The sequence below is a fragment of the Vibrio sp. HI00D65 genome, from assembly GCF_001635455.1.
Taxonomy (GTDB): domain Bacteria; phylum Pseudomonadota; class Gammaproteobacteria; order Enterobacterales; family Vibrionaceae; genus Vibrio.
On the sequence record NZ_LWEH01000364.1, the window covers coordinates 245,565 to 270,715 of the forward strand.

A 25,151-nucleotide genomic window follows, 5' to 3' on the forward strand; every position below is an offset into this window, starting at 1 on the left:
TGAAAACGTAGCAGCAGGTTAATTGGTTTTTATAATGTTTAAGTTGATAGTTATACGTTTTTTATATTTATTTCCGATGGCGCATGCCTGTAAATTTTATTATTGCTCATGTTTATCGTCGATATTTTTAAGCATTAGTGTGAACGTCATTCCTTGATCAGAGTTGTTCTTAGCAATTAGATAGCCTTGCATATCACGTACATTGTTGGCGGTGATCGCGAGACCGAGTCCGAGCCCTTCGCCCATTTTTTTGTTAGTGTGGAAGGGTTCGAATATAGTTTCTAGTTGGTCTTCGGATACGCCACAACCATTATCTTGCACCTTGATGATCACACGCTCTTGTTCGGTATGAGCACTGATAACAATGGTAGCTGGTTTCTGATTTTGCGTAGCATCGATAGCATTGCTTAAGAGATTACCAAGTACTTGTCTAAGTCGTGCTTCTTCGCCCATCACCATTGAAATATTAGAGGCGACACGTACTCGAATATCGACACGATCTAACGTGGCTTGGTGAATGCGTAGGGTTTCTTGAAGTGCGTCTGTCAGCGAAACCGGATAAGGTTTTTCCAATCTTTGAAAGGCGAAGGACTTCAACTGGCTGGTCATGTTAGCCATTCTATCGATGAGGCTCATCACCAGGTCCATGTTCGCTTTTAACATCTTAGTCTCGCCTCTTTCCATCAGTAACTGATTACTTGAAAGCAAGGTTTTTAGGCCAGTAAGCGGTTGATTGAGTTCATGAGTAATCGCGCTAGACATCCGCCCCAATGCGGCAAGTTTGCTTGATTCGACCAACTCTTGCTGTGCATCTTTTAGGTCTTGAGTTCGCTCTTCGACCCTCAGCTGTAGTGTTCTATTGGCTTCTTGTACCGCGATCTCCGCTTTCTTACGTTTACTGATATCAATCACAGTACACAGGTAATAGGTTGTGCCATGCCAAGGAAAGGGGCTAATCGAGAACAACACCGGGAAGTAGCTACCGTCACTGCGTCTTGCCATGGTTTCAACACTGGTGATCTCGGCCAGTTCTTGGTGTTGATCTAAGTTCTTCAGCAACTGCAAAGTGGTCGAGTTCGGGTTCCCGGCCTCAAAAAGTTGCCATGCTTTGATATTACTGATCATGGAGTCGGATAGGCAGAAGTAGTTTTTCGCCATCAAGTTAATGTCGTGGATGTGACCGTGTTTATCGATCAGCACAAGTCCAACGTGTGTCTTGTTGATCATTCCAGACAACCGTTTTTCCGACTCTTCGATAAGCTTTTGGATTCGCAGGTTGCTGAGTTTTTTCTGGCGTCTTTGGTAGAGAATGACCAGCAATAGCATGATGAAAAGGCAGCCCACCGCCACGCTCCAACTTATCCAGTTAGTGGTTTGATTGAGGCTAGTTAATGGGGTGAGGTAGGTTAAACGCCAGTTGAGGTCGTCTAACTTGATTGACTGAATCAGATAGTCTTTACTTTGCAGTCGCCACACGAGAATGTGGGTTTGGTCGTATAACTCGCGTTTGGTGGCAGTAGGCTGAGAATTGAAGGTGTCGTTAAACCAATCCGCACTGAGTTTGTGGTCGCTTGAGAGAAAAAATTGTTCGCGAGGGTTTTGGAACAGTACTGCTTCGCCATCTGCAAACCATTGATCAGTCAGTAGCGATAAATCAATTTGTACCGCAACAATGCCCACCACATCAGAGGCTCGATACACCGGTGCGGCAATAAAGTAATCTGGGGTGACGCCTTTGTTCTTGGTTACGACAGAAATCTCTCCGCCTTGTTGGTGGATATTAGACACAATCGTGTTGGCATTTTTACGGCTGAGTTGGCTGCTTTCGACACTCGATACCAGCAAATCGCCTTTGTGGGAGAGTAAGTACCAACCTTTGGTATTCGCTGCTTTGTCTAATTGAATGAGCTGCTTTTTGATGCGCTTTTCAAGGCGGTCTTCGCCATTGATAAAACGAACCGTGGTTTCATCGTTAGTGACTAGGTAGGGCAGGTAATAGAAGCGTTTTAGGGTTCGCCTTGCTTCAGCGATATATCCAAGGAAGCGCTGCTCAGCATAGCGTTGCGCTTGCTCAAGCTTCCATTGGCTGATTCCATTCTTGGTAGTGATCTGTACTAAACCAATAATTAAACAGGCAAACAGAAATAACCAATATCGATTGTTCTTCATCATTCTTGATTAAATCCCTTTTAAATTAGTGGTTTAAGGTCGTTTTAAGTTTGCTTTTTGAGCAAGAGGAGAGTGAAACAAGTTGAACCTAACAAACATCATAAAACTGTTAAAGAGGTGTTACTCAAAGTGGGAGCTAGCTCCTTTTCGTCTGCTCGATTTTTGAATACCGTGGGCGGCATATTTGGTTCAAGTGTTAGGAACAGACCATGCAACGTATAGCTTTGATTGAAGATGATGCGATTGTGCGTCAAGCAACCAGCCAATGGTTACAATTAGCAGGCTTTGATGTCACTGCGTTTGAGGTTGGGCAAGATGCGTTAAGCGCAGTTAAGCAAGGCGATTTTCACACCATTATTAGTGATGTGCGTTTGCCCGATATAGATGGGGTAGAGCTGCTTGGACGTTTTAAAAGTCTGGTGCCAGAAGTCCCTGTTATTTTGATCACCGGGCATGGTGATGTTGATATGGCTGTAAAGGCTTTACATCAAGGCGCCTATGATTTCATGGAGAAGCCATTTGATCCTGAACGCCTTTCCCAAACTGTCTCTGAAGCAGTCGAGAAGTATCAAAGCAGCCAAGACAGAGTTAACCGCCAAAGCTACTTAAATAATCTAAAAGGCATTGAGCAGGTTCTGATTGGTCGTAGCAAGGTGATGTGCGAACTGCGCGAACAGATACAGAAGGTGGCTTCTATAGATACCAATGTGATCATCTACGGTGAAACTGGCTGTGGCAAAGAATTGGTCGCTTCTTGTTTGCATGAGTTTAGCGAGCGTAAAAGACACCCTTTTGTGCCGCTCAATTGTGGCGCCATTCCAGATAATTTGTTTGAGAGTGAACTGTTTGGGCATGAGGCCGGAGCCTTCACTGGAGCAGCTAAACGACGCATCGGTAAGCTTGAGTATGCTGATAAAGGCACGGTTTTCCTTGATGAAATCGAGAGCATGCCTTTGTCTATGCAGGTGAAAGTGCTGCGAACCCTACAAGACAATGTTGTTGAGCGTGTGGGGGGTAACCAGCAGCAACACGTTGATTTGAGGGTAGTATCTGCCTCTAAATGTGATTTATTGAACCATCCTGACTTTCGCCAAGACCTATTCTATCGCCTAAATGTTGCCCAGCTGCACTTGCCACCGCTTAGTGAGCGTGAAGATGACGCTTTGCTCCTTTTTGAACATTTTACTCTAGAAGCGAACAGCGAAACTCGAGTGGCCAGTGAAGCGGATCGCCATGCTTTATTGTCGTACGCGTGGCCGGGGAATGTCCGTGAACTTCGCAATGTTGCGATTCGCTTTGCGTTGGATGAAAGCCTAACGGTTGGCGATATATTGGCGTGTCGCCCCAATTCGGTAACGGAATCTGCCACAGCGGGTATTCCGCTGGCGGTTCAGGTGCAGAGCTTTGAACGAAAAGTAATTCATGATGCGTTAGTGCGTTATCAAGGGCGCATTAGTGACGTGATGCAAGATTTGGATCTACCTCGCCGAACACTGAACCAAAAAATGGTGCGCTATGCGCTGAATCGAAGCGACTATATCGAATCTTAGTGAGCAACAAGACTGTAGTGTTTATTGAAAATTAATAAGCAATAAATGGCTCGCTCTGTATTTGTGATTTTATAACTGTTGGTCACATTTCTCACGTAAAGTGTGATGTGGCTAACTTTATATAGATGTTACTACCTGCTTTTAATGAGCAAAAAATGGCTCATGCTATCTGCACTGAATAAGCAATAATCCGCCCACTGTTATTAATCTTTTTATTTAAATTCAATTAAATCAATAGCTTAAATTTTGGCATTGTGCTTGCTATCTGGCTGTTGTTGTTAACAAAACTATAACGTGAATAACTTTACATGGAGAGTAACAATGAAATACAACAAGCTAGTTAAAACTTTAGCAATCGCAATGGCATCCATTGGCCTTATCAGCAACGCTTCAGCTCAAGAAGAGCGCAGCTACATCTTAGCAACCGCTTCAACTGGTGGAACTTACTACCCAGTAGGCGTGGCGTTGGCGACATTGAGTAAAGTTAAGCTTGCGCCAAAGCAGCACTTTTCTTTGGCGGCTATCAGTTCTGCAGGTTCAGGTGAGAACGTAAAACTGCTGAATGAAAATGAGGCTCAGTTCGCTATCTTGCAGGGCTTATACGGCGCTTGGGCTTGGCAGGGATTAGGGCCATACGAAAAATCGGGTAGCCAAACTCAGCTACGCTCTGTCTCTATGCTTTGGCAAAATGTTGAACACTTTATTGTTCGCTCAGATCTGACTGAAACAGGTACCATGAGCGATTTAGAAAATCTAAATGGCAAGAAATTCTCTATCGGTAAGAAGAACTCAGGAACAGAGAACTCAGGTCGTCAGATCATGAAGGGCCTATCAGTGAACCCGGAACAATTTAAACTTGCTTTTATGGGTTACGGCGGTAGTGCGAGTGCGCTACAAAATGGCACGATAGATGGCATGAACACCCCAGCGGGTGTGCCTGTGGGCGCGGTAACTCAAGCTTTTGCTGCTCTGGGAGAAGATATTCAAATCCTGTCGTTTACCGATGAACAGATCAAACAAGCGAATGGCGATTACAACATCTGGACCAAGTACGAGATCCCTGCCAATACCTACCCTGGTGTTGATAAGCCGATCACTACAATCGCTCAACCTAACTTCCTAGCGGTTCGTGAAGATATCTCAGAAGAAGATGTCTACCAACTGACCAAAGCTATCTATGAAAACCTACCTTTCCTACAAGGCATCCACAAAGCAACCAAAGCCATGGCGCTTGAGAAAGGGATTGCAGGTCTGCCTGTTCCACTTCACCCGGGCGCAGCACGTTACTACAAAGAAGTGGGCATCGAACTTCCTTCTGAGCTGATCGTTAACTAACGGCTTTCGTCGACTAACTGTTTTAGTCGATCCCCCTTCTTTAATGGCTTAACCGCTAGGTGCGCGTTCACGTCGTGAATGGGTTCGTGCACCTGCTTATTTTATGGATTTTCTCTGCGCATTTTGCTGTGGAGAGCAGGAGTTTTCTATGAGCGATTCGCTGCAGCAGGAACTGAAAAAATTTGAATTGCCGACCCGAACGGATTTTCCTTGGGTAGGCAAAGCAATAACAACTATGGGAGTGATTCTCTCCCTATTACACATTTGGTTTAATACCTTATCTACCTTGCCTGAGCTTTGGATTTCAGCGACTCACTTTGCTGGTTTCGCAATCATTTGTGCGCTTTGGTATCCCGCTCATATCTCGCTAAAAAAGAGCAAGGTGGCTCTTGCTGTCGACATCGGCATCGCCTTGGCAGCATTGGCTTGCCTTATCTATATACCCTTTGCAGAGGATGCCCTTTATGAACGAGGCGTGAAGTTCATCGCCAGTGATTGGTTCTTCTCTATTTTGGCGATTGCTATCGTCATTGAGCTGATTCGTCGTACCATGGGCTGGTTTATTCCAGTGCTTATCTTAGTCTGTTTGAGCTACGTGGTACTTTGGGGGCAATGGACCAGTGGCATCTTCCACTTTCCTGGTTTGAGCCTTGAGACGCTACTTTACCGAAGCTTTTATTCATCGGAAGGTATGTTTGGTTCTATCTCTAGAATCAGCTGGACCTTCGTGTTCATGTTTATCCTATTTGGCGCTTTTTTAGTGCGCTCGGGTGTCGGTGACTACATCATTGATGTCTCGCGCGCGGCGGCGGGCAAAGTGATCGGTGGTCCCGGCTTTATTGCGGTGATTGGCTCTGGTTTGATGGGCTCAGTGTCCGGCTCTAGCGTGGCTAATACGGTGTCGACAGGCGTGATCAGTATTCCTCTGATGCAAAAAGCGGGTTTCCCTTCGCGCTTTGCTGCTGGTGTGGAAGCGGCGGCATCGACGGGTGGGCAGTTGATGCCACCCGTGATGGGGGCAGGTGCTTTTATCATGGCCTCTTATACTCAGATCCCTTATGTCGATATCATTGCGGTTTCTTTCTTGCCTGCGCTTATCTACTTCTTGTCGGTGGCGTTTTTCGTACGTATTGAAGCGAAGCGTAGCGGTGTACAAAAAGCCTCTTCGGGTTGTGAGCCTCTGTTAAAAGTACTCTTGTCTGGTTGGCATAACCTTATCCCAATTGCGGTGCTGGTGACTTTGTTGGTGCAGGGCTTTACGCCGACGTACGCTGCGGGTATCTCAATTATCTCGGTCGTTGTTGCTTCGTGGTTCTCGAAAAATCATAAAATGGGATCAAAGGCGATCATTGAAGCGCTTTCTCAAGGCGCAAAAAACATGGCGACAACTGCAGTATTGCTTGTGGGTATTGGCCTTGTGGTCAATGTGATCAGCACCACCGGGATAGGCAATACCTTTTCGTTGATGATCAACAGTTGGGCGAATGGTGATTTGTTAGTAATGATTGCCTTGATCGCATTAGCATCTTTGATTCTCGGTATGGGCCTGCCAGTCACCGCGGCTTACATCGTGTTGGGTACTCTATCTGCTCCCGCTTTGTACAAGTTGATCGCTGAAAGCCAATTACTAGACCTGTTGGTTTCGGGTCAGTTACCTGAACAGGCGAAAGCGATTTTCATGTTGGCAGCGCCAGATAAACTCGAGCTGTTGAATGCGCCAATGGCTCTCGAAACTGCAAAAGAGCTAATAGCGTTAGTGCCCGCTGATTTTGTGGAAACGCTGCTTGAGCAAAGTTTAGGCTTGGAAGCGATCAGCCTTGCTTTATTGTCTGCACACTTAATGATTTTCTGGTTATCGCAAGACAGCAACGTGACGCCACCGGTTTGTTTGACCGCTTTTGCGGCGGCGACGATTGCTAAAACGCCGCCAATGAGAACGGGTTTAATGGCATGGAAGATCGCCAAAGGCTTGTACTTGGTACCACTGCTTATCGCTTACACCAACTTAGTAAGTTGGGATGTGACCTCGGTTTTAGTTACTGGCGGCTTTGCTATTATTGGTACTTATGCGTTTATTGCAGCGATCGAAGGCTACCTCGAGAGTGAAATCAATCTTGTGCTGCGCGCAGTATTGATTGCCTTAGGTGTTGCTTTGGTATGGCCTGATGTGTCAATCGTGATTCGCCTGGTCGGTGTAGCACTGTTTGTTGCTATCTTCATCTACAGCGGTCGTAAGTACGATATCAACCAAGTGAAAAAGCAGTCGGATGAAGAGCAAAAGTCTTTGTCTCAAACCGAGCCTGATACTGTCGCTTCTTCCCTATAATTTAAAGGACTGAATGTAGGAACATTATGAACTCAATATACGACTATATTATCGTTGGTGGTGGCATTGTTGGCGTGTCGACGGCATGGCAACTGCAACAAGCTCACCCTGATAAAAGTATCCTTTTAGTCGAAAAGGAGCGTGGCTTTGCGCAGCACCAAACGGGTCACAACAGTGGTGTGATTCATGCTGGCGTTTACTATGCTCCGGGTAGCTTGAAAGCGGATTTCTGTAAGCGTGGCGTGGAGCGCACCATCGCGTTTTGTCGCCAATACGATATCCCAGTCGAAAACTGCGGCAAGTTATTGGTTGCGACCAATGAGCAAGAAGTTGAGCGCATGAACGCGCTCTATCAGCGCTGCCATGATAACGATATTGATGTCGATTTGTTAGACCAAGCGCAGCTCAAACTGGCCGAACCGAACATCACAGGTTTAGGTGCGATTTACGTTAAAACCACCAGTATCGTCGACTACAAAAAAGTCACCGAAGTGATGGCCCAGCAGTTTGTTGAGGCGGGTGGCAAGCTCAGCTTAGGCACTGAAGTTATCTTGGCTGATGAGCAAGACGATGAGGTTCAGTTAACCTGCAAAGTGGGTGGACAAACACTGCAACTCAACAGTCGATTCTTGATCACTTGTTCGGGTTTGATGGCTGATAGAATGACTAAGATGCTTGGTATTAAAACCAGCTTCCAAATCGTCCCTTATCGTGGTGAATACTATCAACTTGATGCAAAACATAACCAGGTGGTGAAGCACCTTATCTATCCGATCCCTGATCCTGAACTGCCTTTCCTCGGCGTGCATTTAACACGTATGATTGATGGCTCGGTAACGGTAGGGCCTAACGCGGTTCAAGGGTGGAAGCGAGAAGGTTACGGTAAGCTGAATTTTAGCGTTAAGGATACTTTGCAGATGCTGAGCTTTCCTGGTTTTTGGAAGGTGACGGCTAAGCACCTAAAAACCGGTTTAATTGAGTTCAAAAACTCGTGGTGGAAGTCGGGGTATCTCAAGTTGGTTAATAAGTATTGCCCAAGCATCACGGTGTCTGACTTCAAGCCATACCCTGCTGGCATTCGTGCTCAAGCGGTACTCAAAGATGGTACCTTGGTTCATGACTTCCTGTTTGCGGAAAGCCCAAGAAGCTTGCATGTGTGCAATGCACCATCACCAGCGGCGACCTCAGCTATCCCTATTGGCGAATATATTTGTGGTAAGGTAATGCGTAAAACAAACAGTTAAATTGCTCTAGCTTCAATAGTAAAAAAGACCATCATAATGATGGTCTTTTTGTTTTTAATAAGTCATTTAATGAAGAGATAAGTTCTAGAGAACCCCCGCTCTCGTGAATACGGCCTTATTACTTAGAGGTACGCTTGAAAACCCGCTCAACAACAATAAAAAATACAGGCACAAAAAATATACCTAAAAGCGTTGAGCTTATCATTCCGCCGAGCACTGATGTGCCTAGCGCTGTTTTGGCTCCGGAACTCACGCCGCTGCTGAGAGCAAGTGGTAATACACCAAGTCCAAACGCTAATGAAGTCATGATTATTGGTCGTATACGAGACCTGACCGCCTCAAGAGTAGCGTCAATAATTGAGACTCCATGACTGCAGCGATCCTTCGCAAACTCGATAATCAGTATTGCATTTTTTGTCGCGAGACCAACTGTCGTCAACAAACCGACTTGGAAGAAAACATCATTTGCCATGTCTCTTAATCCGATAGACAGTAAAGTACCAATGACCCCAAGAGGGATGACAAGTAGTACTGCGATTGGGACAGACCAACTTTCATATAAGGCCGCAAGAACGAGAAACACAACTAACACAGATAAGACGTACAGTAGAGGTGCTTGGCTGCCGGATTGCTTTTCTTCATAGGATAAGCCGTTCCAGGCAATACTAAAACCTGGAGGTAATTGTTTAGCTAACGCTTCAATATCTCTCATTGCATCGCCCGTGCTATAGCCATCAGTGACTCCTCCTTGAATGTTAACAGAGGAGATACCGTTAAAGCGCTCTAGTCGAGGTGACCCTTTTTGCCAGTGGCCTGAAACAAATGAACCTAAAGATATCATATCGCCGTCAGCGTTCTTTACATACCACAAGTCAATATTGCTCGGCGATAAGCGGTATTGTTCATCACTTTGTACGTAAACTTTTTTAATTCTGCCTTGGTCAATAAAGTCATTTACATAACTGCCGCCAAAGGCTGAACTGAGCACTGAATTGATATCATCCATTGATAGCCCAAAAGAAAGTACTTTTTTTGTATCGATATCGAGTTGATAAACCGATGAGTCTGCTTGGCCGTTTGGCCTTACCCCGACTAGATTCGGATTCGATTGTGCAAGATTGATTAAATCATCTTGAGCGGCAATCAAAGCTTCATGCCCCTGAGCCCCGCGATCTTGAAGGTAAAAATTAAAGCCAGATGCTGTGCCTAGTTCAATGGCTGCTGGAGGTGCGAATGACACCGCAATGGCATTCCTCATTCCAGAGAAATACGTCATTGATCTTTCAACAACAGATTTAACGTCTGCGTTGTGGCTCTCTCGTTGATTCCAGTCTTTTAAACCGATGAAGGCGACCCCCATATTGTTGCCCGTGCCAGCAAAGCTAAAACCTGACGCGGTAAAGACATTCTCAACTAAGTCAGATTCTTGCTCCATAAAATACTGAGCCACTTTTTCCATTTCTCGATCGGTTTGTTCTTGTGTTGAGTTACTAGGTAACACGACTTGAGCAAAGAAGATCCCTTGATCTTCATCAGGTAAAAATGCTGTGGGCAAGGTGGTAAAATACCATGCTCCAGCTGCTGTGATTGCTCCCCAAATGACCATGACACGCAATGGATGTTTTAGCATTGAAGTGACATTACCTTCATAGCTATTTGTAAAACGACCAAATATATTGTTAAAGGCGGCGAAGAGACGATTTGGGCGCTCATTTTTGTTGACTGGCTTGAGCATCGTCGCACATAGTGCCGGTGTCAATATAAGTGCCACGACAACAGACAGACTCATAGCGGTTATGATTGTAATCGAGAACTGTCGATAAATTACACCAGTCGATCCTGACATAAATGCCATGGGTACAAAGACGGCTGATAAAGTAAGAGCAATCCCTATTAAAGCGCTAGATATTTGCTCCATAGATTTATAGGTTGCTTCTTTGGGGGTTAGTCCCTCTTCGTGCATTATTCGTTCGACGTTTTCGACAACGACAATGGCATCATCAACCAGTAGGCCAATGGCTAAGACCATCGCAAACATAGTCAGCATATTGATTGATAAACCAAGACTATATAAGACGGCAAAGGTGCCTAATAAAACAACAGGTACAGCAATCGTTGGTATTAGTGTGGCTCTTAAGTTCTGTAGGAACAGATACATAACAAGAAACACCAGCACAACAGCTTCAAATAATGTATGTACAACACCTTCGATGGATTTTTCCACAAAAGGGGATGTGTCATAGGGATAGACCACATCTAGGCCATCTGGGAAGAATGGACGTAATGTTTCTACCTCTTTTTTTACAGCCTCAGCAGTTTTGATCGCATTGGCACCAGTCGCGAGCTTGATACCTAAAGCTGCAGTAGGGTGGCCATTGTAAAAATTTTTCATGATGTAGTCGTTTGCACCAAGCTCAACGCGAGCAACATCTTTGAGTTCAACGTGTGCTCCATTGGTACCAGACTTAACAATAATACTATTGAATTCCTTTGCCGTTTTAAGGCGACTCTGTGCAGAAATAGCAGCATTGAATTGTGTATTTTGGGTCATTGGTGTTGCGCCCAACTGGCCAGCCGTTACTTGTACATTTTGCTGCTTGATGGCTGAGACAACTTCTGCACTGGTCAAATTGAATTTCACGAGCTTGAATGGATCAAGCCAGATTCTCATAGCATATGGTGCCCCGAAAACTTGTATGTCACCAACGCCAGGTACTCTGCTCAGTGGTTCGCTCATTTTGGAAAAAACGAAGTCAGAAATATCATTTCTATCAAGGCGACCATCCTTGGAATACAAGCCAACAATCAAAAGGATGTTTGCACTTGACTTGCTTACTTTGACACCTTGTTGTTGTACCTCTAGAGGCAAGAGAGGTAATGCAGATTGCAGTTTGTTTTGGACCTGAACCTGTGCAACATCAGGATTCGTTCCTCCATTAAAAGTAACGGTAATCTCAACATTGCCCGTGTTGTCGCTTGAAGACGAAACATACCGAAGGTTATCAATGCCCGTTAATGACTGCTCAATGAGCTGGGTAACACTGTCTTCAACTGTTTTAGCGCTCGCGCCATCATAACGCGTGGTGATCATCACTGTTGTAGGGGCGATGCTAGGGTACTGCGAAACGGGTAACTTAGCGATGGAAAGTACACCGACTAACATTATCAGTATCGCAATAACCCACGCGAAGACAGGTTTGTCGATAAAATATTTTGCCATGGCTACTTCTCCGTTTGTTGCTTAGGTACTGATTTTTTTGGGGAGCTTGAGGGGGCGTTAATATCGCTTGTAGATGTGTTATCAACGTTGACTTGATCACCAGATCGAATTCTCTGTAAATTACTTGTTACAATCTCATCGCCCGCATTTAGGCCTGATGTGACACGCCAGTATTTACCGATGGCTTCGGCTACTTTTATGACTCTACGTTCGACCTTGCTATCGTCTGTCACCAACATCACGATTGCTTCCCCTTTGCTGTTTCTTGATACAGATTTCTGTGGCACTAAGATAGCTTGTGGATATCTACCAAGGTTGAGGCGAGCATGAATATACATACCGGGAAGAAGTTTGTGTTCTTGGTTAGGAAACTCGGCTCTTAAAATGACGGAATCTGTTTTTGGGTTGATATTGGCTTCTGTAAATTTAACCTTCGCTTTGTAGGTTTGTTCATCATCGTCCCCGAGAGATATAGAAACGGTTGGTGTAGAATCAAGAATCAAATCGCCTCGTTCACTTGAACGTTGTAAACGGGCCACTTCGCTACTTGAGCGGTTCAAGTCGACGTTTATAGGGTTTAGCTGCTGGATTTTTGCGAGCATTTGTTCTTGCCCAGATGAAACGAGTGCACCATCAGATACATAAGAGTGGCTAATTACCCCTGAGATTGGGGCTCTAACTTTTGTGTATTCTAGGTTAATCTCTGCTTGATGTTGCGATGCTTCCGCGACGTGGACTGATGAGAGAGATACTTCATAAATAGACAAATCATCATCAAGTTTTTGTTTGCTTACAGCACCACGTTTAACAAGCTGTTTAGTTCTCTCTAATTTTGCTTTTGCTGCCCCCAAAGAAGCTTTGGCAGCTTCGAGCTTGGAGTTTGATATCAGCAAACTTGCTTCATATTGGGCAGGATCAATTTGATAGAGCGATTGCCCTTTTTCAACGAATGAACCTTCCTTGAATAATCGAGCAAGCACAATGCCATCGACTTGCGGTCTGACCTCGGCTTCTCTAAAGGCATTCGTATGTCCTGGTAGATCTAACAAAACAGGCTGACTGGTTGTTTCTATGGTAAGGGTATCTACATCGACTAAAGGGCGTTCTAAAGTTTGGGGAGTGATATCACCACACCCTAGAATAATAAGAGGGATGAGTGATAAACCGATTTTTTTATACATAAAATGAAACTCTAAGCTAAAGTAATGTTGTATTTTAAGTTATGCCTAAAGAGTCACTAATATAAAGGAGGACTAAATATATTAACTTAGAGACAAGCTAATATACGTCTGATTGGCTTTTAAGGTAGGGAGAATAACTCGGTAGCGATCAAGCATACCGAGATTATTACTTAGTTGATGTCAGATGCAGTAGAGGGAACTCCGGTTTCGAACTGCTACTTCTTCACCGCTGTAACTGTCATAAATGTGGATATCAGGTTCCGTTTTTAGGTACCGAGCGGGGTTCTTTACTTCACGCATCTTTATGTAGTTTTTGTTTGGTGAGACTCGCTCTATCGCTTCTACTCGAAAGTAAGTGTCTGGCTTAGCGAGTATTTCTGCTTCATCTGGTTTGAACGTATACGCGTTAATGGCGCGACCTGCCGACTTAAGTTCAATTTTGAATTGAGCAACAGATAAATCATCATAAACGTTAGTTGAAGAGAAGCGCTTGGCGACACTAGGCAGTGTAGATGTCGATAGAAACGCTTTCTCATGCAGAATATCACCCACGTTGAGTTTATCGAGTAGTACGTTCTTGATGGATGAGCCACGGTAAACCGTACCTTTGTAGTTAGGCAGTTTATTCATCACATTTCGCATGTGGAATACGCGTGATTTTAATGTACGGCCAAACATTTCGGATAAGTAGCCCTCAGGCTCTCCCGCTCTCATGTATTCATTCACCACATCATGGTCAACTCGACCGTAATTTTTGATAGCAGAGTACTCTTCACTGATCATCTTTCTTTCAGCTTTTACATGGTGTGTCGTTGCCCAATCCATCAAGTCATCCGCAATTTGTTGTTGCGCCTGATAGGAGAGTGAACGCTCTTTAAACTCTGGAAATTCCTCACTTTGTGCCGAAAAACTTGTCAATAGAGAGAGACAAAGCGCCCAAATAAATTTTTTCATTGCTTGATCCTTAGCTTATGTACAAACGAGAGAGTGCCAAAATGACGTTTCTACTTCTTCACCTGAATAGAGGTTATATTTCTGAGTGTTCTTGACGGCAGATGCCTTCACCGTTTCCACGCCGATGTAGGTATGGGTAGAGGTTCGCTCTATCTGGGTGATTCGAAAATGTGCATTTGGCGCAAACAGAACTTCTGCTTCTTTGCTGTATTCCGAAAGCCCTGCAATGGTGTGACCCCCTTGATTGATCTTGACTTCAAACAGCACTCGCTTGAGCCTTTGCGGGGAGTTGGGATGCACTACCGAAAAGCGCTTAGCGACTTCTGGGATAGTTGAAGTGGAGGTAAATGCTGGCTCGATCAACACGTCCCCCTCTCCGAGCTTATTAAGTAAAGATTGCTTTACCCAAGTGCCTCGATAGGCGGTTCCTTTGTATTTTGGCAGCTTGTTGAGGGCTGATTTAACCGTGCGAATATAATCCCTCGCATCTGCTCCCGCGACCCCCCATGTTGAGGTGTCAGTCGCCCTTAGGTAGTCATTAGCGGTCTGATAGCCAGAAATTGAAAAGTCTTCCACAGCTTCTTTTTCATTGGCAGTTATGAAGGAGTAGCGCCAACCATTGGAGGCCTTTGACCAGTCTTTGAAGTCTTCTACTAGCTGGGTCATTTCTTCCTCTGAACGGTTTGGCTGTTTGAGCGCATCAAACGGTTGAGAGAATGCAGTAAAACTCAGACAACAGAGCAGTAAAAAAAAACGAGTATTCATAGTGTCCGCCCTTTATTGGTATTGGTAGCTGTTAGGGCTTAAATCACATGCAATACCGAAAGTGTTCTGATTGATGACGGCATATCTTAGAGCCCCAAACATATTGAGCTGTTGGCGAGTGACGGCGTCGTACCATTCTGATACAGGTGAAATCCAATACAGGTCATCATCAGCCGCAACATCAAGCAGTGCGCTCTTAAGGTATGGGTAGTAAATCATGCAGCTACGACCCGGTTTATCGGTAAAGTTTTCGTTTGTATTGCTTAAATTATCGAGTTTTTGATTGAGTTCAGATGTTGGGTTAAAGATGGCATCGATAGAACGCTCAATGCGCGCATCGTAGCTATCAGGGATAATATCTGAAATCAGGTAGCGCATTAGGTGCGCGGGTAGCATCTCTGAGAACAGAGCGGTGACTTCACCTTCCCCAGAGGCGTAGTGTCCAGTAGAGATATGTTGAGAGTGGATGATCGACGTATAGCGCTGGAATTGACCCACTTGCGAATGTAGCCATTCAATGCCGTTACTGTCTGAAACACTGATTGCTTCAGCAAGGCGAGTTTTTACGATCCCTTTCGCGAGTTGTAGCGTGTTGCCTTCCAGGTGAGCAAGATCCAGTGAGGACGACTTCAGTGCAGAATAAATCAGTGGCGCATTTTTTTGAAGATCAATGCTACCTGGGTAAGTGAAGCTATAAAACTCGATGGCTCTCTTAGCTTGCCATTCGCTCTCTAGCGCAGTGGTAATCAAGCCACCAAGCTTTTGATAGCGCTTCGAATGCACATAGGCGCCTTTGCCAGAGTAGTTTGCGTGCCAATTGTTGATGTAATGTAGCGACGCTTGTCGTGAAAGGTTCTCTTTTTGAAGGTAAGACAAGCTCCACCCAGCACATGCACTACCGCCACCACATTCACCTTCAAGCATTGCGCTTGAGTCCAGTAACCAGTGATAAACCTGTTGTTTGTCGAATTCAGCTTGCTGTTTTAGACGTTGCTGCGCAGAAAAATCTAGCAACTGTTGCTCCAACCAACGCTCCTCTGCTTCGGCATTCCAACCATGATCAATGAGGTTACTAAGTGAATCGAAAAGCACGCGTTTTACAGCTTCTTTGCTTGGCGGTGATATCTGAGCAATAACGGTATCTTCAGATGGAATAAATGGGCGAGTTTCTGCTGGCACCCAAGCGTACTCAACGCAACCCCTAAAGTTTGGGTCGCCTCCTAGAATGCCAATACGAACGCATTTTTCGTAACCACTTTGCAGGACGATCTCTTTGTTGCGTATTTCTTGTGTTGTTGCTGGGCGCCCCAGAATACTGCGTGTCATCTCGTCAATGGCGCTGCGATCGGCTTGTCCCTTGAAGAAATTATGCATGGTTTCTACCGAATCTGAACCGAATAGTCGCTCTATGGCGATATCACCTTGTGTGAACATCTCTCTTTGCAGCTTACTCATCAGTAGATTGACATGATTATCTGCCGTTTCGATGATCTGTGTTTTAGCCGCAAGTGTGCGTGCATACAGCTGTTGAACTGCAGCTTGGTCTAGTCCCTCAATTTGACCTGTTCGTAACTCATTCAGTTTGGCAATGGCTTGGTCTAGCAGGTTCTGCTGACAATGCTGAAGTTTGGCCAGTGCGCGGTTGGCTTGGCGTTTTGAAGGCAATGCTGGTGGTAGGGAGTTACTCTCTTCAATATCATGCTCAGGGTAAAGGTCTGCCAGTACTCGAGTTTCTTCGCTACAGCTAGCGGCAATATCCGATGCAAATAGACGAGAGTCTTTATGGTCGAGAGCCAGTTGGCTAAAGATAGCTTTGCGGAGCTCGTGGTCGACCGCGGTGATCAGCTCTTCTGCCAGAATGGTTTGAGCCTTCACTACTTCTTGATAATGCTGCTGGTATTTGAGGGCAAGATCGGTGGCAAAGCCGCGTGCAACGGCGTTCAACATCTCTTGCTGGTCTGAGGCGAGTTCTGCCCAATAAATTTTGTCTCTTAAATCTTGCTGGGTAACGAGATCCTCATGAACGTGATAACTGTAATGGTTACCTGCTGCAATTCTATCCCAGCGACTACTCAAAATTTGGCGGTCGATCTCTCTCGCAGGCAACTTTAAAACGCCAAACCAATCGACGAGCCCCATTACTGTGGCAAATCGATCGTAAGAGGTGCGTGATTCATCTTGGAAGCTAGTTGCGACCTCATTTGCCCAAAGCCCTACGGCAACCGCGTCGCCAATCGGTCCCAGCGCCTCCAATGCTCCTTGCGCTAGCCCTGTCGTTGAACGGCCCAAAGTGTCCATCAGCCTTGCAGCTTCCTCAGGTGCTAGCGTAACAGCCGAGGTGGGCCCTGTTTCTAGTAAGGTGGCAGTTTCAGGGAAAACATTACTGGCTTCAGAGAGAGAGGGTTTTAAGTCGACAATGTGCTCTGGCGCTGATGGAAAAAGGTTTTCAGGAGTAATACCTTCACCGAAGGCATCATAATTTTTTTGTCGGACCTGATGAAAGCTTTCGCTGTCCAAGACGTTATATTCGTCTCCGATGTTACAGACTTGAAAGGCATTAACGTTGGATGAAATCATAGCAGTGATAAGTGCTAATCTCTTTAACTTCATAGGTTTATCCTTATTGTTAGCGAAGTTATATGCTTAATTTAGAAAGCAAAAAGCCTCTCCTTGCCGAAATGGAAAAGAGATAACTAGAGGTTGTTGTGTGGTGGTGCTTCGAAAAATCGTTTAATCAAATCACCCGGGTGGTGATATGAGGCTTAGTTTTGGTGTTGTGATTAGGGGAATAGCTTCCCCTAATCAGTCTTTATTGAATCTTGCTGAGGTTAACGGTTCAGCTTAAAGGTACTGACTGCTTGCGTGAGCTTTTCAGACAGTGCAATAAGCTCTGACGCTTTCTCTTGGTTCGATGCAGATAAGTTTTGCGTCTCACGGGCTTTGTCATTGACGTCAACGATACTCTGGTTGATTTCGCCTGCCACAAGGGTTTGTTCTTCAGTGGCCGTGGCTATTTGCGTATTCATGTCTTCAATGACGGTAATAGAACTCGAGATTTCATTGAGTGAAGCCTGTGCTCTTTTCGCATTTTCCATGGTGACATTTGATGCCTCTCGGTTCATCTGCATCATTTCCATAGAGCTATTGGCTTCATGTTGTAGTGAGGTGATAACCTCTTGGATCTCGTTGGTGCTCTGCTGAGTGCGGTTGGCTAGGTTACGAACCTCATCAGCAACAACAGCGAAACCTCGGCCTTGCTCACCTGCTCGTGCTGCTTCAATGGCAGCGTTAAGGGCAAGTAGGTTAGTTTGGTCTGCAATATCTTTAATAACGTCCAATACACTACCAATACTTGAGGTTTTCTCACCTACGGTGTTGATAACGTCGGAAACTTCTTGGATCCCTTGAGAGAGGCTCACAATACTGTGATTTACAGTATCGAAAGTTTGATTACCAGATTGTGCCTCTTGGGCAGCTTGCATTGCTGCTTCTGACGCACGGTGGGCATTTTGCGCGACTTCATCTACCGCGACCGACATTTCGTTCATTGCCGTCGAAGTTTGCTCTAGTTGTTCCATTTGTGAGGCAGAACTGGCATTCACGCTGTCCGCTGCGTTGGTTATGCCTTCGGCAAAGGTAAACAGGTCGTTTGATGAGTTACGGATGGTTTCAATTGTGGTACTCAGCTCATTGACCATATCGTTCACTGCAGCATTGATACCAATCGCTTTACTTTGTTCCTGCTTGATTGCGGTAAAGTCACCAGAGGCAACTTTTGCAACAGTTGCTTCTATCTCGCTTGGCTCTCCACCAATTGGGCGATAAACCAAAATTTCGACAACGTAGTAGACGCATCCAGCACAAATAAGTAGCAGTAATAAAGAGGTAAATAGAGTCTCTTGTAGGTTGTCATTTGAGTCCTGATTTACATTAGACTCTTTATCCCATGCCCATACACTCCAGCCAAGATCGTTGATTTTCGCCCCACTTGCTAGGAACTCAATATTCTTGTATGAGTATTCAAAACTTTCTTCTTTCGAAGTGTCACTATTTTTAAACGCTGGAATCTCGTTGAAGATATTCTTTCCAATCAAAGACGCGTTTTGTGCACCCAAGATAAAGCCATCTTCCCGGGTAACGAATACCTTGTTGTGCATAGTTAACTGTTCAGTGAATTTGCTGAGCTCTTCAACTAGGATATTAAGTGCAACGACGCCCACAATTTTGCCTTGTTTGTAGATGGGAGTTGCCAAGGACATGACTTGATCACCGGTTGTTGCTTGATAAGGTCGAGTAATTATTTTTTCTTGACCACTCATTCCTTTTAGAAACCATTCGCGCTGTTTGGTTTTGGCGTTGAAATTCTCGATGATGCCATTCGTTGCTGAAGAATAAGATGTACCGTCTTCTACCGCGAAGTAAACGTTGACCGATTTGGTTGTGTTTAACGCATTGTGCAGTGTTTCGATAGCACTTAAGGTATCAACATCACCATTTTCATTGAAGGATAGTTCATTACTAACTACTCTCAACACATCAAAGTAGCGATTAATTTTCTGTCCAATCGTGTCTGCGATAAGTTGAGATTTATACCCCAACTGTTTTTTGTAACTTATTGTCGACGAGGTCTCGAAATTCTTCCAACTTAAAAAGCTTGTCGTCATGATTAACATGACAGTTAGCCCCATAATAGAAAGCATTATTTTTATTTTAGCACTCATAATCTCCACCAATGCAAATGATACAAAGTATGTTTAAAGTTTATTGTTCAGATTTTTCTGAATAATAATAATAACACTTATAGAATGGATATATAAGTTAGGTTTATTCGTAGATAATATACATCTAATTAATATATGCAATATTTATTGGATGGTTATATTACCTATATGCTTGGTCTATGAGGTGCTTTTTTTATTGAATCAATGTCTCGTAATTAATCTGGTCTTACTTGTTGTTTTTATTGGTCACTCCTTATTTTATCTGGGTTTCTAGGTTAGATTTTTACCTTAATTGAAGTATTTCGATAGCGTTGGATTACTTGAAATAAATCATAAAATGAAAAAATATATAAATACATTAAAGAAATATAAATCTGGTCTGACTTGTTGGTTCAGGCAAAGAGAAGAAATACCTTGTTAATTAAAGCTCATCTAATCAAGTTTTTGCTGTTTTAGTGTTTGTTTATATGGATAGTGGTCTCTTAATTAAATGATTACAGGATATTTATGGATTTTTTTTAAATAAAATGCACTACTTTATTGGTATTTAGATTTTAAGTTATCCTAAAACCGCACTATATCTCAATGATTTAAAATTTCTAACAAAAAACGCAGCCAGTTCGGCTGCGTTTGTTTTGGTGATTTTGGCAGTGAGCCGTGTCATGCTTGAGTTTAACTAGTCAGCCCTAGAGAAGATCAGGAACAAAGTTAGCGATGATAGAGACATCGCTGAAGTTGCGATAGCCGCGCACCATGATGCTGAATTCACCCGCAGGCTTGTTCAAGACACATTGTTCGTTGCTGCTATTCTGGTACGGGCGGCAGTCAAAGTCGGCTTTCGATACCACACCGTTATATTTGACATATAAGTCGGCATCGCCACTGCGAGGCCCAGTCATGGTTACGGTCAATTGCCCTGCGTAATCTGTCGTTACGGTAAAGAATTGCTCTTCACCATAACCTGCGGATAGTCCTTCAACAGGGACGTCATATTGAAGCTTTGTTGGACCAGCAACAGGTGAATCCAGGCTGGTTTCAACGAGATAAGCAATCGCTAGTTTCGCGAACTTAGAGGCATGTGAGGCCGTTGGGTCTGAGTTCTCAATCGTATCATTCTGGGTATGAATGTGTGGGTTGTAATCATTGAACATGGTCTCAAACGGCATAGCCGCGGGGTAGCCAACGTTATGCCATGACGCATGATCAGAGCACGCATAACCACAGCGGTCAAAACTGTAACTGATGTCGCTAGCGTAGGTGTCAATCAACTCGCTCAGGTAAGCCGTTAGGTTGTTGTCGGTGTAGTCGGTGATGAAGGTGATATCGTGCGCGGAGCCGTTGTAGTTAGTCATGTCCAACTGAAGTACAGAGATAACATTCGCTTGTTCGTCTCTCAGAGCATTAGCAACATCTTGTGAACCACGCAGTCCCACTTCTTCAGCCGCATAGCCATAGAACTTGATGGTTTTGTCTGGCTGAATACCACTAGCTATCATCAAACGCAGCGATTCAGTAACGGTAGCAATCCCCGACGCATCGTCGTCTGCCCCTGGAGAGATTGTCCCTTCGCTCGTCCAAGAACCAACGGTTGAGTCAAGGTGTCCACCAACGACAACGATCTCTTCTGGATACTTTGCGCCACGTAAGGTGACCTCGACAGATTTTTGCGGGTACTCTGCGTGCGTGATTTGGCGTGCCGAGGCATAAGGTACATCTTCAATTTCCGCTTTCCAGCGCTCTAGTAGCCAATCTGACGCAGCAACACCTGTAGAAGTGGTATAAAAACGGTTGGTGAAGTTGGTTAGATTTTCGATAGTCGCAACCATATTGTTTGGCTCAACCTGAGCAAGCAACTCATTGACGGTGTTTTGATGGCTGATCACTGGTTTTTCGAAGGTGCTCATTGTTAGTGGCATTGCTGAGGCTTTAAGCGCACTTGCTTTGTCTTCGTGCACCATGTAGCCACCACAGCGGTGAGTCTCTTCGTGCATGTGGCTCGAGAGCGCAGCCAGTTGTTTCGCGTTGATTTTTGCGACGACCGAGTGTTTGTTTCCATTCACCGCTGGGTAAACTGTTGCGCCGTGCTCAACGATCAGGTGCTGAGCGTCAGCATCGGTTGTGATCCAAACTTCTGAGTTTTCTGGCGGTGTAATACCCAGGGATGCGTAAGCCGTTGCGCTGCCAAATAGAGCCACAGCGAGAATGCTTTTTTGAATAGCCATTTGATGTCCTTTCTATCGTTTATATTGTTGTTTTTCGTATTGCTTTAGTTATGAGAGTTTTCATTATCCATATAGTTAAAGGGCTCCTTTCGGAGCCCTGAATTAACTATCGTTTATTGTGTTTTGATGAAGCGGTAGTGCTTGGTTTCTGAACAAACATCGCTTGAGGTACACACTTGGTACTCCACATCTACTGTGCCGTTGTGACGGAACTTATCGACGTATGAGTTGAAGTCTGTTGCGCCAACATTTTTGCCATTACGCTTAATCACAAAGTAATCGTTGGTGTCGTAATTCCATGTAAGCTTGACGCGAGCTTTGCCATTCGGGTTCTTGTTACCAAACTTCAGTTTTAGTGGGAAACCTTCCGCAGAGTCACCTTCAATCGTGATTGATTTACTTGTTGATGTTGCAACGCCAGCATCGTCAGTTACGGTCAGTGTTACCACGTAGTCGCCTGCTTCAGCGTAGGTGTAGCGAGTTACTTCACCCGTTTGTGTGTTGCCATCGCCAAGGTCCCATAAATAAGAGACGATTTGGCCGTCGCTATCTGAGCTTGTACTGCGAAGTTCGACTTCATTACCAACCACGCTGTGTTCAAATGAAGATACAGGTGGTACGTTCGTACTGCCCACTTCATATGCCGCTTTCAGGTTGGCGCCAGCATATTCTGAGTAGCCCTGAATGTTAATAGTATAGCGACCTGCAACTGGGCTTTCGATAACACAGACTTCATCGGTCACACTTATACTCTTACAGATGTTTTCCTGAGAGCTTGGCGCATAATCTAGGCCAACATACATATCAGGATCACCCGTAGAGACAGCAAGATCAATCGTCAGTTTGTCCTGGCCTGCAGGTACTTCGATATCAAAGTAAGTCTTGGAACCGGTTCCACCAGCTACTGGTGTCTCAACACCATTTTCTAAACGCTGGTATTCTGGTTCCGGCGGTAGTGGTGGCTCGTCACATGGCGTGACGCCAACCAGTTCGAACGCAGAGACTACATCTTCGGTACTGTAACCAAGGTCAGTTGCTGAGTTTTTCACGCCACAAGCACCCTGCCAGAAATCACTGTTTTCCGACCAGTAGATCTGGTTAGCCAATACAAACAGCTCGAACGCTTTCTTGGTATCCCAACCTTGTGTCGTTGCTAGGTGGTAAAACGCCTTGTTGAACACGCCTGAGCTGTAGTGCACGTTTAAGCCGTCGTAGTATTCCGATGCGTTGTTGATTGAAGAACCATCACGAGACGGGTCGTCCATGTAGCGCAAAGCACCGTCACCTTTAAAGATGTTGCGACCCACCATCCAGTCGTTGGTACCTTTCATGTAGTATTCTGCTGCTTCTCCGGCCATATCAGAGAATGCTTCGTTCATACCACCAGATTGGTTTGCGTAGATCAGACCTGAGTTTTGCTCCGTGAAACCGTGGCTCACCTCGTGGGCAGACACGTCTAAGCTTACAAGTGGGTAAAAGAAGCTTTCACCATCACCAAAGGTCATCGCTTTGCCGTCCCAGAAGGCGTTTTCGTAGTTAGAGCCGTAGTGGACACGCATCATGAGTTTGAAAGAGAGTGGTGCTGTATCGAACCAGTTCTTGTACATGTCGAAAACGATGTTACCAAAGTAATGAGCATCGTTCAGAGGAGAGTATGCACCGTTTACTTCTTTATGTTCGTTACGTGGGCATTCGTAGCTGTAAGCGGTATCGCCTTCTGTTGCGCCATTTAGGTCAACCGTGACAACGTTTTCAGATTCCATCACACACTCAGTGCCATTCTCTTGAACATCGAGGAAGTGGTAGTCGGTACCGTATTCGTACATGCCTGTCTTCTCATTACCGCCAGGGCCTGTACCGATCTGAGCGTGAGCAATACCTTCCCAGCGGTCGATGATTTCACCGGTGTGAGCATCTAGCATAGTGAATGGTCGCGAAGGCTTGTCACCCCCTTTGATGAGGTAAGAAACAACGTATACTAGGCGTGTCTTATCAACCTTTTGTGCTCCAAGACCTTGCTTCGACGTGCCTTGGTAAATAAACAGCTCATGTTGTACGTTGTCGAGTGATTTGCTAATTACGTTCTGGTCTTTTAGGTCTTTACTTGCCAGTTCAACTGCTTGAGCGCTGTTGATGGACGGCTTAACGAAAGAACGTTCCAGGGTCGTGGTTTTTAAGTAGCGACCTTGAACAGACTTAAGCGCGCCACCTTGAACACTTTGTGTTGCGTTTAGGTAGTGTCCCCACACCGGCGTCCCCCAAATGTTTTGTTGGATCTTTACTTTGTAGATACCACGATTTTTCAGGTTAACTTCTTTAACCATCTTGAAGCTTGAGGCATTGCTGACACCTAGCTGAGTATTTAGCCCAGAGAAGCTAGTAAAATTGATCGGTTGATTAATGCTAACGGATTCACCCGCGTGCACTGATAAAGACATAGCACTCGCTATAGCAACGGCAACTAAACGCTTTTTCATTTTCATTGTTATTTTCTCTTTCCATGTAAAATCCATGAAAATGTAACAAAAGTATCACACTAAATTTACATTATTCGGTTGGATTAATTAGTAGCATGGCAGAGTTCTACTTTATTCATGAAAGTTATATTTCTCATTTTTACATATGATTATGATTTTTGTTTATTCTTTCGGTTTATCCTATTTTTTATTTGCAAAATAGTGATAATTCTATTGATTGTTATTTTTCTTTGAAAAATAAGATTGTCGAGAAAATTGATCCACACCTCGATTAATTGAGCTCAAATTAATCGAAGGGTAAATGGTTGATATGCGTACGCTGTGCTTTTAGATTTTTATGTGATTTTAAGAGTGATTTTAAGAGTGATTTTGACGACACTTTTATCTTTTAGACGCTTGTTGCTTAAGTTGTCATTTATTTTTCATCGTTTTTTGAGGCGTTTTTTGGCACAGCGATCAAAACGTCAGGAACAAAAAACCAGCGACGAATGTCACTGGTTTTGAAGATTGTTGCTTGGGATAGCTTGCGTTTAAAGATACGCAAGCTCTCGCAAATTACTGTTTTTTACCGCCAACTTGAACGTAGTCGATACCGATAATGCGGTTGATGATACCAAGGGCAGAACTTGTGTCAGAGTTTGTTGAACTTATGGTATCAACACTCGCACCTTCAGGAACCAGTTCCATTGCACGATCTTGTGTATTACCAGGAATTTGGAAGCCTACGATGTTGAAGCTTTCAGCGTGCGCTGTGTACACCTCATCGTTGTGGGTAATACCTGAACAACCTGCAAGAGAGACAATACCTAAAACAACAAATAACTTTCTCATAAATATACCTTTAGAAGAATTGGAATCTAGAGGGGCAGCCTTTGGTACTCATGACTCGTGAAGCACGTCGGAGCGGTTCTTCTCCGCACTCAAGTGACAAGCCATTAATAGTGGCGCCAAGGTTATCTAGAGCGAATAAATGGATAGGGAGACAAC

General features: G+C 44.6%; 14 protein-coding genes. 4 read left to right on the top strand and 10 right to left on the bottom strand.

What is annotated here, in order from left to right:
• Nucleotides 1–99: 99 nt before the first annotated feature.
• Nucleotides 100–2,172, bottom strand: a complete 2,073-nt coding sequence (locus A3712_RS21040; protein ID WP_063524927.1) for an ATP-binding protein — start codon at nucleotides 2,170–2,172, stop codon at nucleotides 100–102.
• A 206-nt stretch (nucleotides 2,173–2,378) separates the two neighbouring features.
• On the opposite strand from A3712_RS21040, the gene A3712_RS21045 reads away from it, so the two are divergent.
• The 4 genes from A3712_RS21045 (at nucleotide 2,379) to lhgO (ending at nucleotide 8,624) form a co-directional block, all read left to right on the top strand.
• A complete protein-coding gene (locus tag A3712_RS21045) occupies nucleotides 2,379–3,719 on the top strand; it encodes a sigma-54-dependent transcriptional regulator (RefSeq protein ID WP_063524928.1) in 1,341 nt (446 codons plus the stop codon).
• A gap of 321 nt (nucleotides 3,720–4,040) precedes the next feature.
• Complete coding sequence (locus A3712_RS21050) at nucleotides 4,041–5,054, top strand: TAXI family TRAP transporter solute-binding subunit (protein ID WP_063524929.1); 1,014 nt, start codon at nucleotides 4,041–4,043, stop codon at nucleotides 5,052–5,054.
• A gap of 148 nt (nucleotides 5,055–5,202) precedes the next feature.
• On the top strand, nucleotides 5,203–7,380 hold the full coding sequence (locus tag A3712_RS21055) for a TRAP transporter permease (RefSeq protein ID WP_063524930.1): 2,178 nt from the start codon (nucleotides 5,203–5,205) through the stop codon (nucleotides 7,378–7,380).
• Between the two features lie 26 nt (nucleotides 7,381–7,406).
• On the top strand, nucleotides 7,407–8,624 hold the full coding sequence (lhgO, locus tag A3712_RS21060; RefSeq protein WP_063524931.1) for an L-2-hydroxyglutarate oxidase: 1,218 nt from the start codon (nucleotides 7,407–7,409) through the stop codon (nucleotides 8,622–8,624).
• A 118-nt stretch (nucleotides 8,625–8,742) separates the two neighbouring features.
• Here lhgO and A3712_RS21065 read toward each other — a convergent pair whose 3' ends face one another.
• The 9 genes from A3712_RS21065 to A3712_RS21105 all read right to left on the bottom strand — a co-directional run bounded on the left by A3712_RS21065 (nucleotide 8,743) and on the right by A3712_RS21105 (nucleotide 24,995).
• On the bottom strand, nucleotides 8,743–11,844 hold the full coding sequence (locus A3712_RS21065; protein ID WP_063524932.1) for an efflux RND transporter permease subunit: 3,102 nt from the start codon (nucleotides 11,842–11,844) through the stop codon (nucleotides 8,743–8,745).
• A gap of 2 nt (nucleotides 11,845–11,846) precedes the next feature.
• Nucleotides 11,847–13,025, bottom strand: a complete 1,179-nt coding sequence (locus tag A3712_RS21070; RefSeq protein ID WP_063524933.1) for an efflux RND transporter periplasmic adaptor subunit — start codon at nucleotides 13,023–13,025, stop codon at nucleotides 11,847–11,849.
• 180 nt (nucleotides 13,026–13,205) lie between these two features.
• Entirely contained in the window at nucleotides 13,206–13,979 is a 774-nt protein-coding gene (locus A3712_RS21075; protein ID WP_063524934.1) for an ADP-ribosyltransferase, read from the bottom strand.
• A 15-nt stretch (nucleotides 13,980–13,994) separates the two neighbouring features.
• Complete coding sequence (locus A3712_RS21080; RefSeq protein WP_063524935.1) at nucleotides 13,995–14,744, bottom strand: ADP-ribosyltransferase; 750 nt, start codon at nucleotides 14,742–14,744, stop codon at nucleotides 13,995–13,997.
• Nucleotides 14,745–14,756: 12 nt separating this feature from the next.
• A complete protein-coding gene (locus A3712_RS21085) occupies nucleotides 14,757–17,354 on the bottom strand; it encodes a hypothetical protein (protein ID WP_063524936.1) in 2,598 nt (865 codons plus the stop codon).
• Between the two features lie 218 nt (nucleotides 17,355–17,572).
• Nucleotides 17,573–19,465 carry a methyl-accepting chemotaxis protein gene (locus tag A3712_RS21090; protein WP_063524937.1) on the bottom strand — a complete coding sequence of 631 codons (1,893 nt, stop codon included), beginning with the start codon at nucleotides 19,463–19,465 and terminating at the stop codon, nucleotides 17,573–17,575.
• 686 nt (nucleotides 19,466–20,151) lie between these two features.
• Entirely contained in the window at nucleotides 20,152–21,687 is a 1,536-nt protein-coding gene (locus A3712_RS21095) for a M28 family metallopeptidase (RefSeq protein WP_063524938.1), read from the bottom strand.
• A 113-nt stretch (nucleotides 21,688–21,800) separates the two neighbouring features.
• Entirely contained in the window at nucleotides 21,801–24,170 is a 2,370-nt protein-coding gene (locus tag A3712_RS21100) for a M4 family metallopeptidase (RefSeq protein ID WP_063524939.1), read from the bottom strand.
• A gap of 549 nt (nucleotides 24,171–24,719) precedes the next feature.
• Nucleotides 24,720–24,995: a hypothetical protein gene (locus A3712_RS21105; protein ID WP_063524940.1), complete on the bottom strand. Its 276-nt coding sequence runs from the start codon at nucleotides 24,993–24,995 to the stop codon at nucleotides 24,720–24,722.
• Between the last annotated feature and the right edge of the window lie 156 nt (nucleotides 24,996–25,151).

Bases quoted from the DNA above. Each gene is read 5' to 3' on its own strand.
- A3712_RS21040 (WP_063524927.1), bottom strand. From the start codon at position 2,172: ATGATGAAGAACAATCGATATTGGTTATTTCTGTTTGCCTGTTTAATT.
- A3712_RS21045 (WP_063524928.1), top strand. From the start codon at position 2,379: ATGCAACGTATAGCTTTGATTGAAGATGATGCGATTGTGCGTCAAGCA.
- A3712_RS21050 (WP_063524929.1), top strand. From the start codon at position 4,041: ATGAAATACAACAAGCTAGTTAAAACTTTAGCAATCGCAATGGCATCC.
- A3712_RS21055 (WP_063524930.1), top strand. From the start codon at position 5,203: ATGAGCGATTCGCTGCAGCAGGAACTGAAAAAATTTGAATTGCCGACC.
- lhgO (WP_063524931.1), top strand. From the start codon at position 7,407: ATGAACTCAATATACGACTATATTATCGTTGGTGGTGGCATTGTTGGC.
- A3712_RS21065 (WP_063524932.1), bottom strand. From the start codon at position 11,844: ATGGCAAAATATTTTATCGACAAACCTGTCTTCGCGTGGGTTATTGCG.
- A3712_RS21070 (WP_063524933.1), bottom strand. From the start codon at position 13,025: ATGTATAAAAAAATCGGTTTATCACTCATCCCTCTTATTATTCTAGGG.
- A3712_RS21075 (WP_063524934.1), bottom strand. From the start codon at position 13,979: ATGAAAAAATTTATTTGGGCGCTTTGTCTCTCTCTATTGACAAGTTTT.
- A3712_RS21080 (WP_063524935.1), bottom strand. From the start codon at position 14,744: ATGAATACTCGTTTTTTTTTACTGCTCTGTTGTCTGAGTTTTACTGCA.
- A3712_RS21085 (WP_063524936.1), bottom strand. From the start codon at position 17,354: ATGAAGTTAAAGAGATTAGCACTTATCACTGCTATGATTTCATCCAAC.
- A3712_RS21090 (WP_063524937.1), bottom strand. From the start codon at position 19,465: ATGAGTGCTAAAATAAAAATAATGCTTTCTATTATGGGGCTAACTGTC.
- A3712_RS21095 (WP_063524938.1), bottom strand. From the start codon at position 21,687: ATGGCTATTCAAAAAAGCATTCTCGCTGTGGCTCTATTTGGCAGCGCA.
- A3712_RS21100 (WP_063524939.1), bottom strand. From the start codon at position 24,170: ATGAAAATGAAAAAGCGTTTAGTTGCCGTTGCTATAGCGAGTGCTATG.
- A3712_RS21105 (WP_063524940.1), bottom strand. From the start codon at position 24,995: ATGAGAAAGTTATTTGTTGTTTTAGGTATTGTCTCTCTTGCAGGTTGT.